The 18385-nt window shown below is 56.7% G+C and carries 21 protein-coding genes; 8 read left to right on the forward strand and 13 right to left on the reverse strand.

Going from position 1 to position 18385, the window contains the following annotated elements; translation table 11 throughout:
• Nucleotides 1-32 precede the first annotated feature (32 nt).
• Nucleotides 33-674: a bifunctional 4-hydroxy-2-oxoglutarate aldolase/2-dehydro-3-deoxy-phosphogluconate aldolase gene (locus tag EGY08_RS26500; protein WP_123829163.1), complete on the forward strand. Its 642-nt coding sequence runs from the start codon at nucleotides 33-35 to the stop codon at nucleotides 672-674.
• A 45-nt stretch (nucleotides 675-719) separates the two neighbouring features.
• Here EGY08_RS26500 and purT read toward each other — a convergent pair whose 3' ends face one another.
• A complete protein-coding gene (gene purT / locus EGY08_RS26505) occupies nucleotides 720-1898 on the reverse strand; it encodes a formate-dependent phosphoribosylglycinamide formyltransferase (RefSeq protein WP_123829164.1) in 1179 nt (392 codons plus the stop codon).
• 135 nt (nucleotides 1899-2033) lie between these two features.
• On the opposite strand from purT, the gene EGY08_RS26510 reads away from it, so the two are divergent.
• The 3 genes from EGY08_RS26510 to ptrB all read left to right on the forward strand — a co-directional run bounded on the left by EGY08_RS26510 (nucleotide 2034) and on the right by ptrB (nucleotide 5419).
• A complete protein-coding gene (locus tag EGY08_RS26510) occupies nucleotides 2034-2393 on the forward strand; it encodes a YebG family protein (protein ID WP_004122033.1) in 360 nt (119 codons plus the stop codon).
• Between the two features lie 151 nt (nucleotides 2394-2544).
• The gene (locus EGY08_RS26515; protein WP_123829165.1) at nucleotides 2545-3225 is read left to right on the forward strand and encodes a tellurite resistance TerB family protein; all 681 of its coding nucleotides are present in this window, start codon (nucleotides 2545-2547) and stop codon (nucleotides 3223-3225) included.
• 133 nt (nucleotides 3226-3358) lie between these two features.
• Nucleotides 3359-5419 (forward strand): oligopeptidase B, encoded by a 2061-nt coding sequence (ptrB, locus tag EGY08_RS26520; RefSeq protein WP_032741886.1) that lies wholly within the window; start codon nucleotides 3359-3361, stop codon nucleotides 5417-5419.
• 6 nt (nucleotides 5420-5425) lie between these two features.
• On the opposite strand, the gene exoX is transcribed toward ptrB, so the two are convergent.
• Nucleotides 5426-6085 carry an exodeoxyribonuclease X gene (gene exoX / locus EGY08_RS26525; RefSeq protein ID WP_004122030.1) on the reverse strand — a complete coding sequence of 220 codons (660 nt, stop codon included), beginning with the start codon at nucleotides 6083-6085 and terminating at the stop codon, nucleotides 5426-5428.
• Between the two features lie 78 nt (nucleotides 6086-6163).
• Entirely contained in the window at nucleotides 6164-6394 is a 231-nt protein-coding gene (locus EGY08_RS26530; RefSeq protein WP_004122029.1) for a DNA polymerase III subunit theta, read from the reverse strand.
• A 135-nt stretch (nucleotides 6395-6529) separates the two neighbouring features.
• On the opposite strand from EGY08_RS26530, the gene yobA reads away from it, so the two are divergent.
• From yobA to EGY08_RS26545, 3 genes are read left to right on the forward strand one after another with little or no spacing between them, the layout of a single operon-like run.
• Nucleotides 6530-6904 carry a CopC domain-containing protein YobA gene (yobA, locus tag EGY08_RS26535; RefSeq protein ID WP_123829166.1) on the forward strand — a complete coding sequence of 125 codons (375 nt, stop codon included), beginning with the start codon at nucleotides 6530-6532 and terminating at the stop codon, nucleotides 6902-6904.
• Between the two features lie 4 nt (nucleotides 6905-6908).
• Complete coding sequence (gene copD / locus EGY08_RS26540) at nucleotides 6909-7778, forward strand: copper homeostasis membrane protein CopD (protein ID WP_087828997.1); 870 nt, start codon at nucleotides 6909-6911, stop codon at nucleotides 7776-7778.
• 16 nt (nucleotides 7779-7794) lie between these two features.
• Nucleotides 7795-8133, forward strand: coding sequence for a YebY family protein (locus EGY08_RS26545; protein ID WP_004122026.1), 339 nt, complete (start codon nucleotides 7795-7797; stop codon nucleotides 8131-8133).
• A gap of 385 nt (nucleotides 8134-8518) precedes the next feature.
• Here EGY08_RS26545 and EGY08_RS26550 read toward each other — a convergent pair whose 3' ends face one another.
• The 7 genes from EGY08_RS26550 to EGY08_RS26575 all read right to left on the reverse strand — a co-directional run bounded on the left by EGY08_RS26550 (nucleotide 8519) and on the right by EGY08_RS26575 (nucleotide 15478).
• Nucleotides 8519-9478: a spore coat U domain-containing protein gene (locus tag EGY08_RS26550; RefSeq protein WP_123829167.1), complete on the reverse strand. Its 960-nt coding sequence runs from the start codon at nucleotides 9476-9478 to the stop codon at nucleotides 8519-8521.
• Nucleotides 9479-9492: 14 nt separating this feature from the next.
• Nucleotides 9493-11823: a fimbria/pilus outer membrane usher protein gene (locus EGY08_RS26555; RefSeq protein WP_123829168.1), complete on the reverse strand. Its 2331-nt coding sequence runs from the start codon at nucleotides 11821-11823 to the stop codon at nucleotides 9493-9495.
• A 2-nt stretch (nucleotides 11824-11825) separates the two neighbouring features.
• Nucleotides 11826-12590: a molecular chaperone gene (locus EGY08_RS26560; RefSeq protein ID WP_123829169.1), complete on the reverse strand. Its 765-nt coding sequence runs from the start codon at nucleotides 12588-12590 to the stop codon at nucleotides 11826-11828.
• An 18-nt stretch (nucleotides 12591-12608) separates the two neighbouring features.
• A complete protein-coding gene (locus EGY08_RS26565) occupies nucleotides 12609-13127 on the reverse strand; it encodes a spore coat U domain-containing protein (RefSeq protein WP_004122022.1) in 519 nt (172 codons plus the stop codon).
• Nucleotides 13128-13149: 22 nt separating this feature from the next.
• Complete coding sequence (locus tag EGY08_RS26570; protein WP_123829170.1) at nucleotides 13150-13701, reverse strand: spore coat U domain-containing protein; 552 nt, start codon at nucleotides 13699-13701, stop codon at nucleotides 13150-13152.
• 577 nt (nucleotides 13702-14278) lie between these two features.
• Entirely contained in the window at nucleotides 14279-14422 is a 144-nt protein-coding gene (locus EGY08_RS30665) for an Ecr family regulatory small membrane protein (protein WP_142445585.1), read from the reverse strand.
• Between the two features lie 111 nt (nucleotides 14423-14533).
• Nucleotides 14534-15478 (reverse strand): VirK/YbjX family protein, encoded by a 945-nt coding sequence (locus EGY08_RS26575; protein ID WP_004122018.1) that lies wholly within the window; start codon nucleotides 15476-15478, stop codon nucleotides 14534-14536.
• Nucleotides 15479-15643: 165 nt separating this feature from the next.
• On the opposite strand from EGY08_RS26575, the gene pphA reads away from it, so the two are divergent.
• The gene (gene pphA / locus EGY08_RS26580) at nucleotides 15644-16297 is read left to right on the forward strand and encodes a protein-serine/threonine phosphatase (protein ID WP_123829171.1); all 654 of its coding nucleotides are present in this window, start codon (nucleotides 15644-15646) and stop codon (nucleotides 16295-16297) included.
• On the opposite strand, the gene EGY08_RS26585 is transcribed toward pphA, so the two are convergent.
• The 3 genes from EGY08_RS26585 to rsmF form a co-directional block, all read right to left on the reverse strand.
• Nucleotides 16294-16485, reverse strand: a complete 192-nt coding sequence (locus tag EGY08_RS26585; RefSeq protein ID WP_004122014.1) for a YebW family protein — start codon at nucleotides 16483-16485, stop codon at nucleotides 16294-16296. The two genes, pphA and EGY08_RS26585, sit on opposite strands and share 4 nt — an antisense overlap.
• A gap of 97 nt (nucleotides 16486-16582) precedes the next feature.
• Nucleotides 16583-16822, reverse strand: coding sequence for a YebV family protein (locus tag EGY08_RS26590; protein WP_004103329.1), 240 nt, complete (start codon nucleotides 16820-16822; stop codon nucleotides 16583-16585).
• Between the two features lie 115 nt (nucleotides 16823-16937).
• Entirely contained in the window at nucleotides 16938-18371 is a 1434-nt protein-coding gene (gene rsmF / locus EGY08_RS26595; protein WP_123829172.1) for a 16S rRNA (cytosine(1407)-C(5))-methyltransferase RsmF, read from the reverse strand.
• Nucleotides 18372-18385: the final 14 nt, after the last annotated feature.

The following is an 18385-nucleotide window of genomic DNA, read 5'->3' on the forward strand; positions in this document are numbered from 1 at the left end:
TTCGATTTGTAGATCTGGCGAGAGAAAATCTAATGAAAAACTGGAAAACAACTGCAGAAGCAATCCTCACCTCCGGCCCGGTTGTACCGGTAATCGTGGTGAAAAAGCTGGAACACGCTGTGCCAATGGCGAAAGCGCTGGTTGCGGGCGGCGTACGCGTGCTGGAAGTGACTCTGCGTACCGAGTGCGCGAGGGACGCTATCCGCGCGATCGCCAAAGAGGTCCCGGAAGCGATTGTCGGTGCCGGTACCGTCACCAACGTTGAGCAGCTGAAAGAAGTGACCGAAGCGGGCGCGCAGTTTGCTATCAGCCCGGGCCTGACCGAATCCCTGCTGAAAGCGGCGACCGGCGAAGGCACCATTCCGCTGATCCCGGGGATCAGCACCGTATCCGAGCTGATGCTGGGTATGCAGTATGGTCTGAAAGAGTTCAAATTTTTCCCGGCAGAAGCTAACGGCGGCGTGAAAGCGCTGCAGGCGATTGGCGGCCCGTTCGCGCATATTCGCTTCTGCCCGACTGGCGGTATCTCTCCGGCGAACTATCGTGATTATCTGGCGCTGAACAGCGTGCTGTGCATCGGCGGCTCCTGGCTGGTTCCGGCGGATGCGCTGGAAGCCGGTGATTACGACCGTATCACCAAACTGGCTCGTGAAGCGGTAGAAGGCGCGAAGTAATTATCGCGCGCTCACCAGAGGCCCGGTCTGCGACCGGGCTTTTTTTTATCCCGCAACCATGACTGCCGAAGCCGCCGCTTTGGCGCGTGCAACCGCGTCCTCAACGTTATCGGCTATTGCCAGCGTGACGCCCAGGCGACGCGAACCGTCGATTTCCGGCTTGCCGAACAGACGCAGTTGCAGTCCCGCGCCGACCGCGGCCTGAATATTGCTGAAGGTGACGTTCTGGCTGGTCAGCTGCGGCAGGATCACCGCAGAGGCCGCCGGGCCGTACTGGCGGATCGCGCCAATCGGCAGTCCGAGGAAGGCGCGAACGTGCAGGGCGAACTCCGATAAATCCTGCGAAATCAGCGTGACCATACCGGTGTCGTGCGGGCGCGGCGAGACTTCGCTAAAAATCACCTCGTCGCCGCAGACGAACAGTTCGACGCCGAACAGGCCGTAGCCGCCCAGCGCCAGCACCACTTGGCGGGCGATCTCCTGCGCGCTTTCCAGCGCCAGCGCGCTCATTCGCTGCGGCTGCCAGGATTCACGATAGTCGCCATCCTCCTGGCGATGACCGACCGGCGCGCAGAAGTGTACGCCGTCCGCGGCGCTGACGGTGAGAAGGGTGATCTCGAAATCAAAATTCACCACGCCTTCAACGATAACGCGTCCGGCTCCGGCGCGGCCGCCCTGCTGCGCATATTGCCAGGCGTCAGCCAGCTGTTCGCTGGAACGAATAAAGCTCTGGCCTTTACCCGATGAACTCATTACCGGCTTGACGATGCACGGCAGGCCTATCTCGGCGACGGCTTCGCGGAAGGCGGGTTCACTGTCGGCAAAATGGTAGGCGGAGGTCGGCAGCTTCAGCTCTTCAGCGGCCAGGCGGCGGATCCCTTCACGATTCATGGTGAGCTTTGCCGCGCGGGCGGTGGGGACGACTTTCTGCCCGGCCTGCTCCAGGTCGACCAGGGTGTCGGTGGCGATGGCCTCGATTTCCGGCACGATAAAGTCAGGCTTTTCCTGCTCAATCAGCGCCTGCAGCGCTTCGCCATGCAGCATATTGATGACGTGCGAACGGTGTGCGACCTGCATGGCCGGGGCGTCAGGGTAACGATCGACGGCGATGGTCTCAATTCCCAGACGCTGGCATTCAATGGCCACCTCTTTACCCAGTTCGCCGGAACCTAACAGCATTACCTTTGTTGCCGCAGGGCGCAGCGCCGTACCTAATACAGTCATAACTCTCTTCCGCAGTAAAAAAACATGCGCCGCATTATAAACGAAAACGTTTGCGCATGTCTTTATGCGCGTCATTTGAGTTCGGGGAAGAAATTTGATATACTGTATAAAAATACAGTGCTGAGAGGCTGCATCATGGCGGTTGAAATTAAATATGTAGTGATTCGCGAAGGTGAGGAAAAAATGTCTTTTGCCAGCAAAAAAGAGGCCGATGCTTATGACAAAATGCTCGATCTGGCGGAAGTACTGAACGACTGGCTGGTTGAGTGCCCGCTAACGCTTGACGAAGAGCAGCGCGATAGTATGGCGATGTGGCTGGCCGAGCGCAAAGATACCCTCAACCATATTTTGCGTTCCGGTAAGCTGCCGGAAGCCGAGGGCGCCGCCGAGGCGTCAGCCGATAGCGCAGAAGCAGAAGAGGGCGATAAGACTGACGACGTCATCGAATCTGAAGCCCCGGCGCCGGCGAAGCCGCGCAAAGCGAAAGCGGCCTGAGTTACGCTTTACGCTGCCGCCGCCAGCAGTTCTGGCGGCAGGCTCCCGCGCTTCCCGGCGCGGAATTTGCGCATCTTTAGCTGTCGATAACGTTTCCTGACGTCGCGTCGGTTAGGCTGGTGGTATCGCTTATCGCGCAACGAGGAAATGTATGGCTAACTGGCTTAATCAACTGCAGTCTCTGCTGGGTCAGCAGGGGCGGTCTTCTTCATCTGACGATCAACCAAGCGGCAAAAATTTACTGCTGCCGGGCGCTCTCGGCGGGCTGGCAGGTCTGCTGGTGGCCAGCAAATCATCGCGCAAGCTGTTAGCCAAATACGGTACCGGTGCGCTGCTGGTGGGCGGCGGCGCGGTTGCGGGCAGCGTGTTGTGGAATAAATACCAGCAGAAAATGCGCGCCAGCGCGCAGCCGGCATCGGCAGAGGCTGTGCCCGTTCAGGCGCCATCTTCCGCACCGGCCGAACTCGACGCCCGCAGCGAACGGCTAATTATGGCGCTGGTCTTCGCCGCCAAAAGCGATGGACATATTGACGATCGCGAGCGGGCAAATATTGAAGAGCAACTACGTGCGGCAAATGTCGACGTCCAGGGCCGAGTGTTAATTGACCGGGCGCTGGCGCAGCCGCTTGACCCGCAGAGCCTGGCGCAGGGTATCAGCAGCGAGCAAGAGGCGCTTGAAGTTTACTATATCAGCTGCGCGGTCATCGATATTGACCACTTTATGGAACGTAGCTACCTCAATGCCCTCGGCGAAGCGCTGAAGCTCCCGCAGGAAGTGCGTGAAAATATCGAACGGGATATTCAGGCGCAAAAACAGGCCGTAACGGCTTAAATCCGCACGTTTCGCTTGCATCGCTGGCGACTTTTGCCACCCTTATATATTGTGTAGTCACGTTACCCTTCAGGCTGCTTTGAGGCAGCCTGAAAATTTTACTACCCAATACAAGCCGCAGAAGAATAAGCAGATGCCACCAAAAGCCAAACGGATCCCCCATGCCATGACCTTACATGGCGACACGCGAATCGATAATTACTATTGGCTGCGCGATGACGATCGCTCGCAGCCGGAAGTGCTGGATTATCTGCGCCAGGAAAATGAGTACGGCAAAAAAGTGATGTCTTCGCAAAGTAGCCTGCAGGATAGGGTGCTCAAGGAGATTATCGACCGTATTCCGCAGCGCGAAGTGTCGGCCCCCTACAGCAAAAATGGCTATCGTTACCGTCAGGTCTACGAGCCGGGCTGCGAGTACGCGATTTATCAACGCCAGCCGGTAGTCAAAGAGGAGTGGGACGAATGGGACGTCCTGCTTGACGGCAACCAGCGTGCGGCCGGTAGCGAATTTTATACCCTCGGCGGATTAGGCGTTTCGCCCGACAACAGCCTGATGGCGGTGGCGGAAGACTATCTCTCCCGACGCCAGTATAGCCTGCGCTTCTTTCCCTTAAACGACGACCGACAATTTGCGGAAGTGCTGGAGAACGTCTCACCTGATTTTGCCTGGAGTAACGATTCGCAGACTCTGTGGTACGTGCGTAAACACCCCACCACGCTGCTGCCGTATCAGGTCTGGCGCCACCGTCTGGGTACGCCGGCCAGTGCGGATGTTATGGTGTATGAAGAGCAGGACGACACTTTTTACGTCAGCGTACACAAGACAACATCCCAGCAGTTTGTGGTGATCTACCTGGCCAGCGCGACCACCAGCGAAGTACTGCTGCTCAATGCGGAAATGACCGACGCCGAACCGGTCTGTTTTCTACCCCGGCGTAAAGATCATGAATATAGCCTCGATCACTATCAGCACACTTTCTATCTGCGCTCTAATCGTGAGGGTAAGAACTTCGGCCTTTATCGCAGCACCCTGCGCGATGAGCAGGAATGGGAGACCCTGATAGCGCCGCGTCACGAAGTGATGCTGGAAGGTTTTACCCTGTTTACCGACTGGCTGGTTGTGGAAGAGCGCCAGCGCGGGCTAACCAGTCTGCGCCAGATCAACCGTAAGACAAGAGAATCGCAGGGGATCGCGTTTGACGATCCGGCCTACGTAACCTGGCTTGCCTATAATCCGGAGCCGGAAACCTCGCGCCTGCGCTATGGCTACTCCTCCATGACAACCCCGGATACGCTGTTCGAGCTGGATATGAATACCGGCGAGCGGCGGGTACTCAAACAGCAGGAAGTCAAAGGATTTGATGCCAGCCACTACCGCAGCGAGCATCTTTGGATCAACGCCCGCGACGGCGTGGAAGTCCCGGTCTCGCTGGTCTACCGTGATGAATATTTCCGCAAGGGCGCCAGCCCTCTGCTGGTGTACGGCTACGGCTCCTATGGCGCCAGCATGGATGCGGATTTCAGCGCCAGCCGACTGAGCCTGCTCGACCGCGGCTTTGTCTTCGCTATCGCCCATATTCGCGGCGGTGGCGAGCTGGGCCAGCAGTGGTACGAAGACGGTAAGTTTTTGTGCAAGAAAAATACCTTCAACGATTATCTCGACGTCTGCGATGCGCTACTGGCACAGGGTTACGGCAATCCGCGTTTTTGCTACGGCATGGGCGGCAGCGCCGGCGGTATGCTGATGGGCGTAGCGGTGAACCAGCGGCCGGAGCTCTTCCACGGCGTGGTGGCCCAGGTTCCATTTGTGGATGTCCTCACCACCATGCTCGATGAGTCGATCCCGCTGACCACCGGCGAGTTTGAAGAGTGGGGTAATCCTCAGGATGAAGAATACTATCGCTATATGAAAAGCTACAGCCCGTATGACGGCGTTGAGGCTCAGGCCTATCCGCATCTGCTGGTCACCACGGGCCTGCATGATTCGCAGGTACAATACTGGGAGCCAGCAAAATGGGTGGCGAAACTGCGCGAGCTGAAAACCGACGATAACCTGCTGCTGCTGTGTACCGATATGGATTCCGGCCACGGCGGTAAATCCGGCCGTTTTAAAAGCTATGAGGGCGTGGCGCTGGAGTTTGCGTTTCTGATTGGTCTGGCGCAGGGGACGCTGCCGGGCCAGGCGGAGGTATAGCGCCGATTACTCCCCGAGATAGTGCTTCAGCGTCAGGCGCAGCTCGGGGCTCATGCGATCCAGGTTATTGAACAGCCAGCGCAAATAGCCGGGATCGTTTTCCGCAACCTCGGAAACCGGCTTGCCGCGATATTTGCCGAAGGTAAAGGTGGAGAGCAGCGCCGGGCGGCCGGTAATGGTCGCCATCTCCTCAGGCGTCCAGCCGGAGGTGTTGATGATATCGAGCAGCAGGGCCGCGGTGATATAGCAATCGTACAGCGCCCGGTGATGATGCAGTCCCGGTGGCGTCGCGACGCTGAGCTTGCGCGATTTATACAGCCCCATATTGCTGTACTTGATGCCTGGCCACAGGCGGCGCGCCAGCTTCATCGTGCAGATCCACTCACCCTGCATTTCCGGTAACACCCGGCGGTCAAAGCTAGCGTTATGGGCGACATACCACGGACTGCCCATATACAGCGGCACAATCTCCTCGATCCATGGCTTATCGGCAACCATCTCTTCGGTGATGTGGTGAATCGCCATCGCCTGTGGGCTGATAGGACGATCGGGGCGAACCAGATGGCTCATGGGATTGGTGATTTGTCCGTCGATGATATCTACCGAGGCGATTTCAACAATGCCTCCCTGCAATCCGCAGGTTTCTGTATCGATTACGCGCAGCATGGCTCGCTCCAGGCCAAAGAAACCAGCGTAATGGAATGCGCAGGTCTTGCCAACTCGGATGTCCGCAGAGGACGGGAATTATTTCTGTTTCGGTTCATAGGGCAGGCGAGAGAGCGAAACGGAGGCCAGCCGATGGGCAATCAGACGCTCGCGAAACCAGCTGCGCAGATGCTCGGGCTGTTCTCTTTCGACTAAATCAGCCACCACCGGCATATTGTAGCGTTCTTTAAAGGCGACACCAGCCGCGGCGAGATCGACATTCACTTTGTCCATCTCCTCCTGGGATAGTTTAGCCAGGTTGTTTTCCATCGGTTTCTCCTCTGATAATGCCGCAAAAAGTACTAAGCACGCGGCAAAAAGGCAAGTCTCAGACGCTTAGCTCGACTGCGCCATTATACAGGGTTATTCTCTGTGCTACATACATAACAAAAAGGAATGACAACTATGCCAATCATCGCCGGACGCGCCCTGCGTCTGTCTCTGTTTCTCGCCGGTTGCCTGACCTCCGCAGGCGCATTTGCCCACGCCCATTTGCAACAACCGCTGCCGGCTGCCGGTAGTGAGGTGGAGGCGTCACCGCAGGCGCTGACCCTGAACTTCTCCGAAGGCATCGAAACGCAGTTTAGCGGCGTAACCCTCACCGGGCCGCAGCAGAAGCCCATCACCCTCGGTAAACCCGTCCGCAGCGACAGCAATAAGGCTCAACTGACGGTACCGGTTGAGCAGGCGTTGACGCCGGGCGAATATACCGTTGACTGGCACGTGGTCTCCGTAGATGGCCATAAGACCAAAGGGCAATACACCTTTACCGTGAAGTAAGCCGATGCTCAGTGCCGTCTATGTCAGCTTACGCTTTATCCATTTCATTTCGCTGATCGTCGCTTTCGGCTGCCTGCTTTACGGCGCGTGGTGGGCGCCAGCGGCCTTGCGCCGTCTGATGATGCAGCGTTTTTATCCGCTAATGCGTCATTTACTACTGGCTAGCGCGCTGTCGGCGCTGCTGATGCTGATGGCGCAGGGCGGCCTGATGGGCAACGGCTGGTCGGATGTCTGGCAGCCGGCTATCTGGCAGGCGGTGGCCGGGACGCAATTTGGCGGTGTGTGGGTATGGCAAATTTTACTCGCCTTTGTGGCGTTGGCAGTGGTTTGGCTGAAGCCCCGGCGACCGGGGCGTTTACTGCTGGTGCTGTTTTGCGCCCAGTTGCTGCTGCTGGCGGGCGTCGGACATGCCGCGATGAACGATGGCTTGCTGGGGATAGTGCAGCGAACCAATCATGCGCTTCATCTGTTTTGCGTGGCCAGCTGGTTTGGCGGTCTGCTGCCGTTTATCTACTGTCTTCGCCTGGCGCACGGTCGCTGGCGGCAGGCGGCGATTTTCACCATGATGCGGTTTTCGCGTTACGGACATCTGGCGGTTGCCGGCGCCATCGCCAGCGGGGTGGTAAATGCGCTGCTGATCCAGGGCGAACTTATCAGCGCCTCGCCCTGGGGGCGTATGCTGTTGTTGAAATGTGCGCTGGTAGCGGCAATGGTGGCAATTGCGCTGGTGAACCGGTATGTTCTGGTGCCACGCATGTCGGCAGGCGGAACGCGAGCGGAGCAGCTCATCGTGCGCACCACGCAGATAGAAATTGCGTTGGGAGCGCTGGCGCTGTTTGCCGTCAGCCTGTTTGCCACCTGGGAACCTTTCTGAATAAACTGGTTAAATCATGAAAAAAATCGTTCTGACAATGTTGTTATTGGCAAGTTCTGGCGCTGCGCTGGCGGCGCCGCAGGTGATTACCGTGAGCCGCTTTGAGGTGGGTAAAGAGAGCTGGGCGTTTAACCGTGAAGAGGTGATGCTGACCTGCCGTCCGGGCAATGCGCTGTTCGCCATTAATCCGAGTACCCTGGTGCAGTACCCGCTAAACGACATCGCCGAACAGCAGATGAAAGACGGTAAAACCAACGCGCAGCCGATTTCCGTGATCCAGATTGACGATCCGCAACGGCCGGGACAAAAAATGAGCCTGGCGCCCTTTATTGAGCGCGCGCAGAAACTCTGCTGATCGCCGCCTGCATCCCGCTGTATTTACATGAAAAAAAACCGCCATCCCCCAATACCGGGCATGGCGGTTTTTTGTTGATATCAGCAATTTTGAGACGAATTATTCGTCCACTTTTGTCACGGACTGGAAAACCTGACACGGTAAACTATTCTTATAAGGCAAGGCGACTTAGCCTGCATTAATGCCAACTTTTAGCGCACGGCTCTCTCCCAAGAGCCATTTCCCTGGACCGAATACAGGAATCGTGTTCGGTCTCTTTTTATCTATTTTTCACAAATCGCAGATTCCCTTGCAAAACCCCATTCACTTTTTTCGGGGCTTTTTTCTTATACCACAACAATAATTTCCCAAACATTTCTTTTACAAAAAATCGTCTGCTAACGTTTTAGTAGCTAACGGTCACCAGTACGGTATCGGTATAGGTTCCGGCAGGCTGGTTACTCTGGGTCGGGTTTATTTTTAGGGTGTAGTTTGCGGGCTGCGCGGCGCCGGATCCGGCCACGCTGAGATTGTTATTTTCCGTCCATGCGCTGCCGTTGGGCTGGTAAAATTGGTACTGCAGCCAGGCGGTAGGCTGGTTCGCGATGGGTTGGCTCATCTGCCGCCAGTCGCCGACGCTGGCGTTAGTGCTGGTGAGGTTGATGGTGTAGGCCGCGTTTTTCGTGCAGCGGATGGCAAGCTGGCCGCTGTAGTTGCTAAAACCGGACGGAAGGGCGGCAGAGGTAAATTCGACGTCTGGCGCGCTGTCGATATAGCAAACATTGATCACCTTCACCGACACATTGACCGTAGAGGTCAGCGTTCCGTTATTCGGAATACATATCTTAATGCCCAGCAGATCGAGCCCGACGTAGCAGAATCGGTACACCCAGGTGATGGTTAACACATCGGTATAGGTACCGGCGGGGACGTTGGCGCCCGGGGTGGTTCTGAAATAGAGCGGCATGGTGCCATCGCTTGAGTTAAATAAACCCAGCAGTTCGAGCAGCGTTGTTCTGGACCAGCTAATCACGCCGCCATCCAGATAGGCCGGCGAGCACGAAGCGTCAGAACAGACGCTGTAAGGGATGGCGTCGCCCGCGCCATTAAGCAGCCGCGGAATACCGTTGCTCTTGTTGGCCGACGACAGGGTGGCGCTTAATGTGTTGGTTGAGTTCAGCGCCACCAGCTCCGGGGTGCAGTAAAACCCCGCGCCGGCCATCACGCCCTGAGGCGCGCTGTTGAGAGCAAAGGAATCCACCGGGCCGATAACCGGCGCGCTGGTTTTGATGCTGCAGGCGGCCAGCGCGTTGCTTGTTAGCCCAAGGAGCAAGAGCAGCGCGCAGATCGGGAGGATACTTTTCAACTTGATCTCCACTGTTATGGGTGACAGCTAACCGGACCTATCCGTTGCGGAACCGGCGTTGTTTCCGGGAGCGCAAAGCGCACGCGGCATTGAAACTCCCCGGTGTTGACTATGACTTTATTGTCGCGCGTGAGATGCGAGAACCAGGCGACGCCGTCGTAGCCCACCAGACCGCGCTGTTTGCTGTTCACTTCCTCGACGGGCGTACCGACCGGCAGCGGCTGTCCCTGAGCATCGACGAAGACAATGGTTGCCGAACGCACGCGGTTAACCGGGAATTCAACCAGCGCGCCGCTGCCTTCGCGCACGGCGATGCGTTTCTCCACCATCAGCGCTTCGGTGTCCGTTGGCAATGGCAGCGTATCGAGGGTAATTTTTCCCGGATACCACGCCGTCGCCCACGGGATCAGCAAATGGCCGTTTTTATCCGTCACGCCGACTTTGCGGTTTTCATAGCTCACCGCAATGTTCGGGTAGTTACCGGTGGAGACAACGATAAACGCGTCGTTAATCTGCCGGGCGAAGAACAGACTGTTATCCATCAGCACCACCGATCCCGTGGCTTCAAACCAGCTGTGACGATCGTTGCGTGAGCCGTAGTAGCCTCCGCTCAACGTCGACACGCGGTTGATCCAGGTCAGATCCGCCTGGCTATAATTATCGCCGCCCACCGAATGGGCGAGGTTCCAGCCAAGCCCGCCTTCTGCCGGGGCGGAGCGGTTGAGGCTGATATTTTCGCCCCATTGACCGGAGCTGGCGCGCTGGCCGCTTAACTGCATAGAGCTTTGCGAATCGAAAGGGATGATTATCTGCAGCATGCTTGAGTAGCTACCTTCCTGCAGATCGCGGTTTACGCTCAGGTTGAGGCTGCTGCTAAGCCACAGGCTACGGCTCCAGGAGAGGTTCAACAGGCGGGTGCGCGAACGATCCTCGGCCTGGATATCAAAGTAGCCAATGCTAAAAGAACCGAGGGTTCTTCCCCACGGGCTCAGGCTCAGCGTGGCCTGGTCTGACTGACGGCTGAGCGTGGCGCTAGAGCCATAGGTGCTGAGGTTGTCGTAGCTGGCGCTGCGGCGGATATGCTGATAGTTCACTCCCCAGCTATTGCCATAGTAGGAGTAACCCGAGGTGAGCTGGTTTCCGTCTCCTTCGCCGCGGCTGGCGCTGCCCGACAGGCTGAGGGTGCCCAAATTTCCTACCCCAATATCGCCGCCTATCCCGGCATTAGCTAATCCCTGGCGGTCTTCGGTATGCGCCGAGAGCGCAAGCCAGTGGGTTAATCCATAGCGATAAATCGCGCTCACCGCCCCGGCGCCATAATCGGCATTCTTGATGCCGTAGTTGTTGCGCAGGGCGCCAAGGGTGAAATCAAAATCGCTCAGGCCTTCCCGCAGGAGGGTATTAGAGACATAAAAAGGAACGCTGGTAGAGACCTGGCGGCCAAGGGCGTCGGTAGTCACTACGGTCGCTTCGCCGGCGCCGCTGATCCACGGAACGTTGGTCAGCGTATAGGGGCCGCCATTAACCTGCGACGAGCTGGTTTTATAACCGTTAATAAACAGGTCGACGCTTGAAGGGACCGCCGCGCTGCCGGATAAGTTAAGCAGCGGATATGTCACCAGATCCGGGCGCACGCTGAAGTTACGGCTTACGCGTAGCCCACCCATGCGCACGGAACTGCTCCAGGTCAGAGCGTTACTGACCACGTCGCCGGCCTGGTAGCTTATCATCTGTTCGCTATCGCTGTATTTCCACAGGGTGTCGTAGCGCATATAGCCCTGTTGTTCATAGCCCGACGAAGACCAGTTTTGCCGGATCGCGGCGTTATTGGAAAGGACGCCCGGCGGGCCAAAAAGACGCGTTTCGGTGAAGGTGCTGGTGGTTTGCGTGCCGCCTGATGAAAAGAGGCTGTAAGCGTCGTAGTTAAATAAAATCCCCGGACTGCCGATCGCGGCCTGGTATTGTTGTCCCGTGGTTTCCCCGATGCGCTGTTCGGGGAGCCACTGGTCCGGAACCTGAAGCTTAAGCACTTGCCCCGGCTGGTCATATTCGACCTTAACCGAGGGGAGCGCCGTGACATCCACCAGCGCATCATGGGTTTGCAGGGGAATATGCGCTTGCCGTAGAACGCTGGCCGCAACCCAGTAGTGACCAGCATTGACCTTGACCGGAACGGCGCCGGCAAGAATATTGCCATTGACCGATAAGCTGAGGTACAGCTCATACTCCTGCCTTTCGCCGTAGGATGCCGCAGGCGCAGGCAGGGAATCATAGGTCGCGGCGCAGGCCGTCACCGACGCCACCGCCAGCAGCCCCCCGGACGCCGTTCTTTTCAGATCTCTCATTTTTAACGATTCGCCGGAATTTCCACCGCCTGACCGTTATCCGTTAACTTCGCGAACAGATGTATTCCTGATGGCGCGGAAGCGTTTCCGGCGTTCGGGAAACAGGCCTTTTTCTGCGCCAGAACGTAGCCGAGAAGGCCATTAGCCACGGGAATTTTGCCGTTGCCGCTCGCGTTCGCCCAGTAAACCGTACTGAGCCGCGCATGTTGATTGCCTCTATTATCGATGCATAGCGTCTGGCGGTTATTTTGCTGCGCGAGCGACCAGCGCAGCGTCGTCCTTACCGATTCGACTGAACCCGCGTTCTTTAACGGCGTGAGCCCCTGCCCATAGGTAAACAGCGGCAGGACATAGCGCATGCGCATTTTCAGCCCGGCGGAGTTCTGTTCCGTCTGCGTTACCGGCTGCGCGGCAGGGATCTCATCGATAACAATGCGGTAGGACTGCTCTTTGCCATTGGCGATAGGGGCAACGCGCATGAGCCTCACCAGTTGCCGCTGCCCCGGCGCTACCGTGGTAAAAGGGGGGCTGGCGACAACATCGCGCTGGTCGGCGTAGACGTCCGCTGACCCTTTTTGATCCCAGGCAAAAACGCGCAGCTGCAAATTAACCGGCGAACTGCCGCGATTCTCCAGCCACAGTTCAGAACCTTTTTCGTGGCTTTCGATAGTTTGAAAGATCGGCCATACCAGGACGGAGCTTGCGGCCAGAACCGATGAGGGAAGAGATAAAGCGAATATAAACGGCGCAAATCTACAGCGAATCATAGTTAACCTGTGGATTATCTAATAGGTCAGCGTGACGGTGACCGTGTCGGTATAGGAGCCCACCGCCGGGAAGCCATTCGTGGCAAAAAGGCGGCCATAAACCGTGTAGGTTTGCGTGGTGCTCGGAAATGATGCGACGCTCAAGGCCTGCGTACTGTTGCCCCAAACGTTAGCGCGGTTGGCGTCCTGATAAAGCTGATACGCCAGGGTGTTGTTGTTGCCGTTCGACATATAGCGCTGGCTGGCTGAGCCGCCGTTGACGCCATAGTCGAGGGCGATTGAAATAGCGGTGCCGGGCGTGCAGGTGACGATGATTGAGCCTGCGCCGGAGGTACTGGCGACATCAACGTTGTTGTAAAGCGATGACAGGGTGCCAAAACTCAGGGTACCGAAATCCGTCGTTTGGGAGCCATCTCCGGCGCCAAGCGCGCAGCCTGCTGCGATCTGCGCGGAGACTTTGAACGTCTTCTGGACAACGGCGGCATGGGCGCCTGAGGTAAAAAACAGAATTAATGTAAGCCACTCGGGTCGAAGCATGACGCCCATTTTCCTTATGCGATTACCAGGTTAACGTCGCAGTGACGATGTCGTCATACACATCGGCCGTCGGCGCATTGACGCTCTGGTCTTCGGGGCGGATTCGGGCAAAAACTGGAATAGCCTGGGGATTGCCGGTGCCAACGATAGATATCGTGCCGCCGGGCAAAATTTCATTACTGCGGCCGGCATCCGAATAGAGTCGATAGGCAATCTGCTGGGTGCCGGCGGCGTTTTTCATATAGCGCAGCGCTGCATCGCCAGACTGGCCGCCGTCCAGTGTCAGGGTCGAGTCAAGGTCCTCGGTGCAGGTCACTGTTAGCGCGCTTCCGCCGCCGCTGCCGGTGACTTCCGCATCAATGGAGTTGGCTAAATCGCCATAGGCGCCGAAATTAATGTTGCCCCAGCGGTTATTCTCGCCATTGCGGACGTTCGATACGCTGCACCCGCTGCCGAGCGTCACCTGGACGCCAATCTGGCCGCTTAAGGTTCCCGCTGCGAAAGCCGGTTGACTAATAACGATGGCGCTCAGTAAGCCGCCCAGCACACTGCGCGAGATGGTTTTGACGTTCATAGAGAACCTCTCAGTGGAAAGCCGCTGAAGATAAACAACAATGTAGCGATAGACGTTGGTCACCGAGTAACTGCCGCGGTTTTGTTGGTTAACGTATAACTACTCCTGCAGAATATGTGTAATTGTATATTTCTGACTGATTATTATCTTTTTATTGGATTTTTATTCGGTTTTCATGCTTTTTATTTGGAGTTAGATTCTTTATGTTAATTGATTGTTGGTTTTATGTTTTCTTTTTGCTTTTCAAAGGGGGCGTAAAAATAAGGGGATTTTTTTAAAATCACAATCTGGTGCAAACTTTGCAACAAAAAATCTGGACAAAAAGCCGGGTGTAGACACTGGGTGACTTTCAGAGAGGGAAAGGAGAAAACACCTGCACGAAATCAGGCCCATAGTGCAGGTGAAATGTACGGGCCAACATCGGAAGAGACTCAGTATACACATTTGTATGACAAATGAAATAATAGACAAGATACGGCTTTAAGTTTTTTAGCGGGTATTTATCTGACCGCCTGACGGGTTATTAGCGGATGAAAGGAAAACCGTAACTTGCGGGATAAAAATAATCGGTAAAGATTTATTCCGGCGCGACGAAGGAGGGATACAACCATGTTTCCAGAAAGCTCACCAGGAACCATATTTGTCCGCTAAAAATGAACCACAAAGCAGCGGCCAAAATAATCAGCAGGATAGCCAGCAGGAGTGTTTCAGTTTTGCTCATAACTTCATTAGCCGTCCGCAAGGAGTACAACGAAGTTATGATAGTAACTAAAGCGCCGCAGAAGATGCAAACGCCGTCGTGCTAAACGGCGTTGGCGAAGCGGCTGGAGAGCTACTCCATGAGTATCTCCATCTTAGCGGCCATATCATCCAGAAGCTGAAAGCGGCGACGATATTCAGCGCGCTTCTTGCTGGCGATGCTCTCAAGCGTCTTTCTTTCCAGCTGGAGCGGTAAGCGCCAGCGCCAGGCGCCGTCGGCGACGCCATCGATAGATTGCCAGAACTCATCATAGCTGGCGTGAAAATGACGTCCCTTGCTCAACCGATAGCGCAGCGCGCGGAAGACGTGGCCGTTGTCGCTGACCCCGTAAATGTGATTAATGTTGCTGCGCGCCGCCATTAACCAGATAAATTCCATCAGCAGGCGTTTCGGGAACAGGCCGTAACAGGCGCGGGTCGCTCGTTTAATCACTTCGTGCGGAACAGTGCTGCGCGGCCCCTGTAGACCGCCGATGGTCAACTGCCATTGCTCCTGCTGGCGGGTGACGCTAAAGGTCGCGCTGGCCAGTACAATCTCATCGCTATCGCGCAGCCACAGCGTCGTTTCTCCCTCGCGTTCGGCTTTGCCCGCCGAGGAGGCGGAGAGCGTAAACCGGCTGTCGTCTTTGCCCGTCAGCTCAAGCAGCGGTACATCTTTCGCTGCGGTCATGGCCCCGGCGAGGCACGAGCCTCCCAGAGAATCGACAAACTGGTAGTGGCTGATAATGGCCTGCGCGCGCTGGCTGGCGTTTAATCCGCGGGTCAAATACTGGCGATGAACTTTGCCCGGCAGCGTCACCTGAGCGGCCAGCAGCTGATTGAAGTCCGCACGCGCCGCCAGGCTTTCCAGCATGCTGCGCGTTGGCGCATAAAATAATGCTGTGCGCAGTAAAAACTTAAGCCGGTAATGACGTTGTTGCCAGATGGGGGCTGGGGTGAGCCGACCCATCACCAGATCGGCAATAAGATTTGGGCGTCGCTCAACTACGCTGGCTGAATGCAGGCTGTTATCCGTCACGATGAATACCTCGGAGTTATTTAGCCTCTATTCTATGGATATATCGTGGAGAGCTTAATGCCCCGCCGGACTATATTTGCCTTTCGTTTAAAGTCGATTGAGGTGTCCATATTACGGGCGTTGAAGTGGCGGATTTTTCCTATAATTGTGCGAGGAGGACATAATATGTATCAGCGCATTAACGGTTCCGCCTGGCGTAATATCTGGCTGGTGGGCGATCTGCACGGCTGTTTCGGACGCCTGATGGCGGCCCTTCGCGAGCACAGGTTTGACCCTTATCAGGACCTGCTTCTCTCGGTGGGCGATCTGATCGATCGTGGACCACAAAGCGCGCAATGCCTGGATTTACTGCGCTATCACTGGGTTTGCGCGGTACGTGGAAACCATGAGCAGATGGCGCTGGAGGCGCTTGCGGGCAGCGATATGCGGCTCTGGGAGATGAACGGAGGCGACTGGTATACGCAATCTCCGCAGAACCAGAGGCGGCGCCTTACGGAGCTTATCGCCCGCTGCCGCGACCTACCGCTGATTATCGAACTCCACAGCGGTGGGCAGGTGCACGTCATTGCCCATGCTGATTACCCCGCCGCGGTTTATTGCTGGCAGCGCGCTGTCGATGAGCATCAGGTGTTGTGGCGTCGGCAGCGGCTTGCCGACCATTTCGCCGGGCGTCACGGCGCGATTGCCGGCGCCGATCATTTCTGGTTCGGCCATACGCCGCTCAAACGGCGCTATGACAGCGATAACCAGCATTATATCGATACAGGGGCCGTATTTGGTGGAGCGCTAACCCTGGTGGCGCTACAGCTGGCGGGCTAAAAATCGCTGTATTCTCGGGCGGGGAGCCAGAAACTGTCGATAAAATCTTCTACCGGAAAGCAGCCGCCGTGGCGTATCCGCTGATCGTCCATGGCCGTTGTGCACTGCCGCTCGTTATCGTAAACATCGACAACGATATCTTCACAGCCGCCGTCCAGGTAACAAATAAACAGTACTAAGGCAAACATCCTGGCCTCATATCCTGAAAAACATATTGTTAAGTGTAGGAGATGTCAGAAAAGCGGGGAAATAAATAACCCGTCTCAGGCGACGGGTTCATTGGAATCAGGCGAGGCGCATGATCCAGGCATCGGACTGGCGATCGTAGTGCTTACGGTAGAGGACGGAATGTTCACCATCAAGTATGGCGGGCACGCTGGTGTCCGCGTCCCATGCATCAAGCTGCATGCATAAATCCGGATCGGATTTGCAGGGGATACTTAACGTTCGCTCTCCCTGCTGTTCGCCGTGCAGTTCGGCGTCGTCTATTTCAAACGCGCCGATACGTACGCTAGTTTTACTCATAAATTCACCCCGTTTGTCTGCTGATTTGTGGTACGACCAGTTGAGGCCGACATTTTTGAGCGTAGACAAACGGGCGTAAAGTGCCAGTGAAAAAGTGCTGTTTTTCGAGGCACCATCACGCTTTTTTGCTAAAAAGCTTACCGTCACGCACCAGTTCGCGGGGATAGCTGTTTTTTAAACGCGACCCGACTTTTTTCGCCAGCCCGAGCGGCGCGCCCTGATAGGTGACAATCGCATCATCCTTCTCCGGGAGCGTTTCCGGATAGACGTCGCGGCCGCGGTACCACTCTTCCGCTTCTGCCTGAGTCAGCGCAAAGGGCGCGGCCGGGGCGGCAAGCGCAATCACCGCTTCGTGCTGCCAGCGATAGCCTTTGTTGTGGGTTTCGGCGAGCCGGATCCCGATGCGTGAAAAACGCACTTTACCGAAGAGCGCTTCGAGCGCCTGTGGGAAGAGCCAAATTTCTTTATCACGCTGCCAGAGCGTATGGTCGGCGGTCCACTGCAAACCGACGGCGGCAGCGGCGGCAATAACGGCGGCGGATTCGCGGGTTTTAAGCGGCGTGAAGGGGAATTTCCCGACTTTATAGCCCGGCGCCGGGAGCGGCTTGATGGCGGCGGTTTTGCGTAAGCGGGCGACGAAGAACCCTTCGCAGTCAAAAATCTGCGGGAAGACGTGCAGGAAACCCTCGTCGGTCAGCGCTTCGCTGGCCTGGGGGAACAGCGAGCCGAGCGGCAGTACTTCCACCGCCTGCGGGTAGCGCGCTAGCAGCCCGTTGACCACCTCTTCGTTTTCTTGCCGGTTCAGGGTGCAGGTGGAGTAAACCAGCGTTCCGCCGGGGCGAAGGGCGTGAAACGCGCTGTCGATAAGTTCGCGCTGGGTAAGCGCGATCTCCGCGTTGCTTTCCGGCGACCAGTTTTTCAACGCATCGGGGTCTTTACGTACTACCCCTTCGCCAGAGCAGGGGGCGTCGAGCAGGATCGCGTCAAAGCATTCCGGTAGCGCGGCGCCGAATACCCGGCCATCGAAATGGGTTAACGCCACGTTGCTAATTCCGCAGCGGCTGATATTGGCGTGCAGGACTTTAACCCGGCTGGCGGAATATTCATTGGCCAGAATGCCGCCTTCATTGCCCATGCGCGTGGCGATTTGCGTGGTTTTAGATCCCGGCGCGGCGGCGACATCCATCACCCGCTGCGGCGTTTCACCGCCGGCAAACAGCGCGGCGACGGGCAGCATGGAGCTGGCTTCCTGAATGTAAAACAGCCCGCTAAGATGCTCGGCCGCGCTGCCCAGCGGCAGGTCGTCTTCGTCTTCACGCTCGATCCAGAAACCCTCTTCGCACCACGGAACCGGCGTGAGCTGCCAGCGATAGGGGGCGACCAGCTGCAAAAAATCAGCCACCGTGATTTTCAGCGTATTGACGCGAATGCTCCGCCGCAGCGGGCGCTGGCAGGCGGCGATAAAGTCGTCGAAAGAGAGATGCGTCGGCATTGCCGCACGCATTTGAGCGAGGAATTCTTCAGGAAGATAGACAGCGTTTTGAGCCATGGGGAGCGCACCAC

It is taken from the genome of Klebsiella sp. FDAARGOS_511, assembly GCF_003812845.1.
In the GTDB taxonomy this organism is placed as follows: domain Bacteria; phylum Pseudomonadota; class Gammaproteobacteria; order Enterobacterales; family Enterobacteriaceae; genus Klebsiella; species Klebsiella grimontii.